We start from the raw sequence: 3,616 nt of genomic DNA, 5'->3' as shown, positions 1-3,616 counted from the left end.
CCGCCGCTCCGGCGACGACCAACGGTGTGGCCGAACCGAAGCAGCGCCAGCCTCGGCGCCGGAGGGTTGCTCGTTCCGCCGCCGCGCCTGCCGCGGACAGCTCGGGCGCGGTGTTCGTGCTGCCGACCGGTGATCAGGCGCCCGCGCCCACCATCGACTACTCCCAGCCGGAGCCGGTCGAATTGCCGCAGCGCAACCGTCCGCGCAGGCGGGCGGTCGGGCGACCGGCGGGTGCGCCGGAGTCGTCGGACTGAGTCGTCGATCACGTCCCGTGGCCCTCGCCGGTGCGACCGGCGGGGGCCACCTGCGTGTCGGCGGCGAACCGGTGGCGTCGAGGCAGGGGCCCCGACGCCGGTTTGGTCGTGGCGGTAGCAGTCCTGTAATCTTGGACAGTCGCTGCCCGGTGACAACATGTTTTGTCTTCGTGGCCCGGTTCTCGCCAGTTCGACACCGAGAGCCACCAGGCGCCGAGGCGGCGGCGATTACCAGACCAGTCGTGTGGCGGTTTCCGGTGGAATCAGACCCGGGGAGCGCCGCGTGAGCAAGTGCGTAGCACTATAGAGGAAGAAGGGCAGCCGACCGATGGCAACGTACGCGATCGTCAAGACCGGCGGAAAGCAGTACAAGGTCGCGGTCGGTGACCTGGTGAAGGTCGAGAAGATCGAGGGTGCGCCGGGCACCGCCGTGGCGCTGGATCCGGTCCTGGTCGTCGACGGCGCCGAGCTGACCACCGATGCCGCGAAGCTGGCCAAGGTCTCCGTGGCCGCCGAGGTGGTCGAGCAGACCAAGGGTCCGAAGATCCGCATCCACAAGTTCAAGAACAAGACCGGCTACCACAAGCGCCAGGGTCACCGTCAGCCGCTGACGGTCCTGAAGGTCACCGGCATCAAGTAAGACATCCCGAGGAGAATCAGCTATGGCACACAAGAAGGGCGCGTCCAGCTCCCGGAACGGACGCGATTCCAACGCCCAGCGACTCGGCGTCAAGCGCTTCGGCGGCCAGACGGTCAAGGCGGGCGAGATCCTGGTGCGTCAGCGCGGCACCCACTTCCACCCCGGCGTGAACGTCGGCCGTGGCGGTGACGACACCCTGTTCGCCCTCGCGGCGGGCGCGGTCGAGTTCGGCAGCAAGCGTGGACGCAAGACCGTCAACATCGTCGTCCCGGAGCCGGTTCAGGCCTGACCGCCGAACCACTTCCGGACAACAGCGAGCGGGTCAGGGTCTCGAAACCCTGGCCCGTTTTTCGTGTTCCCGCCACGCCTGCCCTGAGTACGACCAGTCCCGAAGGAGGATGATTCGGCGTATGTCCAAGTTCATCGACCGTGTCGTACTGCATGTGCGTGCCGGTAAGGGGGGCCACGGTTGCGCCTCGGTGCACCGGGAGAAGTTCAAGCCGCTCGGCGGACCAGACGGCGGCAACGGCGGCAACGGCGGAGACGTGATCCTCGAGGTCGACTCCAATGTGCACACCCTGTTGGACTTCCACTTCCACCCGCACGCCAAGGCGGGCAGCGGCAAGCCGGGCGAGGGCGGCAACCGGGACGGCAAGCAGGGCGCCGACCTGGTGCTGAAGGTGCCCGACGGCACCGTAGTGCTCGACGACGACGGCAAGGTGCTCGTCGACCTGGTCGGCGCCGGCAACCGCTTCATCGTCGCCCGCGGCGGACGCGGCGGGCTCGGCAACGCCGCACTGGCCTCGAAGGCGCGCAAAGCGCCCGGTTTCGCGCTGCTCGGTGAAAACGGCGAAGAGCTCGACCTGGTACTGGAGCTGAAGTCGGTCGCCGACGTCGGCCTCGTCGGGTTTCCGTCGGCGGGCAAATCGTCGCTGGTCTCGGTGCTGTCGGCGGCCAAGCCGAAGATCGCCGACTACCCGTTCACCACACTGGTGCCCAACCTCGGTGTCGTCGCCAGCGGCGACACCACGTTCACCGTCGCGGACGTGCCCGGCCTGATCCCCGGCGCCAGCGAGGGCCGTGGCCTCGGCCTGGACTTCCTGCGGCACCTGGAGCGCTGCGCGGTGCTCGCACACGTGGTGGACTGCGCGACGCTGGAGCCGGGGCGCGACCCGGTGTCCGATGTGGACGCGCTCGAGGCCGAACTCGCCGCCTATCGACCGGCCCTGAGTGCCGACGCCGGGCTCGGCGATCTGGCCGACCGGCCGCGCGTGGTGATTCTGAACAAGATCGACGTGCCCGACGCCGCCGAGCTCGCGGAAATGGTGACCCCGGAGTTCACCGAGCGAGGGTGGCCGGTGTTCGAGATCTCCGCGGTGAGCCGGGCGGGCCTGCGCTCCTTGACGTTCGCACTCGCGAATCTGGTGCGGCAATACCGCGACGAGCATCCGAAGGCGGCGCCCAAGCGTCCGGTCATCCGTCCGATCGCAGTGGACGAGACCGGGTTCAGCGTGATCGCGGACCCGGAGGAGCCGGGCGGCTTCATCGTCCGCGGTACTCGGCCGGAGCGGTGGGTGCGCCAAACCCAATTCGACAACGACGAGGCCGTGGGCTACCTGGCCGACCGCCTCGCCCGCCTCGGCGTCGAGGACGAGCTGGTGCGGTTGGGCGCCGAGCCGGGAGCGCCGGTGACCATCGGCGAGGTCACCTTCGACTGGGAACCGCAGATCTCGGCGGGCATCGACATGGTGCCCACCGGTCGCGGCACCGATGTCCGGTTGGAGCAGACCGACCGGGTGAGCGCGGCCGAGCGCAAGCACGCGTCCCGGGTGCGGCGCGGGTTGGTGCGAGAAGACGAGGAGTAGGACGTGGACGGTCGAGTCGCGGTGTCGTCGCGGTGCGTGCGCCGAGCGGCGGGCTCGACCGTTCGCGCTCAGGGGCGGGTCATGGTATCCGCCCCCACCACTGTGGATCGTATTGTGGCGCAGGGAGTTCGGTGGCGATGCAGGTGACTTCGGTGACCGCCGAGACGGATTCGTCGGGCCTCAGCGAGGCTCGGCTGGCGATCGCGTCGGCGCGGCGGGTGGTGGTGAAGATCGGTTCGTCCGCGCTGACCAGTCTGAAAGGCGGTCTGGACACCGCGCGGCTGGATCGGCTCGCCGACGCGGTCGAGGCTCGGATGCGCGCGGGATCCGACGTGGTCGTGGTGTCCTCCGGCGCGATCGGCGCCGGAATCGCGCCGCTCGGGCTGACCAGTCGTCCTCGTGACCTGGCTACCAAACAGGCGGCCGCGAGCGTCGGACAGCTGGCGCTCGCCCACGCGTGGGGCACGTCGTTCGCCCGCTACGGCCGCACGGTCGGCCAGGTGCTGTTGAGCGCCGACGACTTCGCCCGCCGTGAACACCACCGCAACGCCCAGCGCACCCTGGATCGCCTGCGTTCGCTCGGCGCGGTCGCGGTGGTGAACGAAAACGACACCGTCGCAACCGAAGAGATCCGTTTCGGCGACAACGACCGGCTCGCCGCGCTGGTCGCGCACCTGGTCGGCGCGGACGCGCTCGTGCTGCTGTCTGACGTGGATGGCCTCTACGACGGCGACCCCCGCAAGGGCCCCGCCAATTTCATTCCCGAGGTCCGCAGCAGCGCCGACCTGGACGGCGTGATCGCGGGCAGCGGCGGCGCCCTCGGCACCGGCGGCATGGCGTCCAAGCTGTCCGCGGCC

5 protein-coding genes are annotated in these 3,616 nt (G+C 69.7%); all 5 read left to right on the top strand.

Annotation, left to right across the window (positions count from 1 at the left end; translation table 11 throughout):
- Positions 1-254 (top strand): hypothetical protein (locus NA4_RS31755; protein ID WP_157129412.1); only part of this gene is annotated, 254 nt, incomplete at its 5' end.
- Positions 255-582: 328 nt separating this feature from the next.
- Positions 583-894, top strand: coding sequence for a 50S ribosomal protein L21 (gene rplU, locus NA4_RS31750; protein WP_040775804.1), 312 nt, complete (start codon positions 583-585; stop codon positions 892-894).
- Positions 895-916: 22 nt separating this feature from the next.
- Positions 917-1,183: a 50S ribosomal protein L27 gene (gene rpmA / locus NA4_RS31745; protein WP_067478569.1), complete on the top strand. Its 267-nt coding sequence runs from the start codon at positions 917-919 to the stop codon at positions 1,181-1,183.
- Positions 1,184-1,304: 121 nt separating this feature from the next.
- Positions 1,305-2,759 carry a GTPase ObgE gene (gene obgE / locus NA4_RS31740; RefSeq protein WP_067478566.1) on the top strand — a complete coding sequence of 485 codons (1,455 nt, stop codon included), beginning with the start codon at positions 1,305-1,307 and terminating at the stop codon, positions 2,757-2,759.
- A gap of 137 nt (positions 2,760-2,896) precedes the next feature.
- Positions 2,897-3,616: glutamate 5-kinase (gene proB / locus NA4_RS31735; RefSeq protein WP_067478563.1), on the top strand; the 720-nt coding region annotated here is incomplete at its 3' end.

The organism is Nocardia amamiensis NBRC 102102, from assembly GCF_001612745.1.
Classification (GTDB): Bacteria; Actinomycetota; Actinomycetes; order Mycobacteriales; family Mycobacteriaceae; genus Nocardia; species Nocardia amamiensis.
Note: the sequence above shows the minus strand (reverse complement) of the source record. Positions and strands in the feature narration are given on the sequence as shown.

What these genes read in the sequence shown, in the direction of transcription:
- rplU (WP_040775804.1), top strand. Translation starts at nt 583, where the DNA reads ATGGCAACGTACGCGATCGTCAAGACCGGCGGAAAGCAGTACAAGGTC.
- rpmA (WP_067478569.1), top strand. Translation starts at nt 917, where the DNA reads ATGGCACACAAGAAGGGCGCGTCCAGCTCCCGGAACGGACGCGATTCC.
- obgE (WP_067478566.1), top strand. Translation starts at nt 1,305, where the DNA reads ATGTCCAAGTTCATCGACCGTGTCGTACTGCATGTGCGTGCCGGTAAG.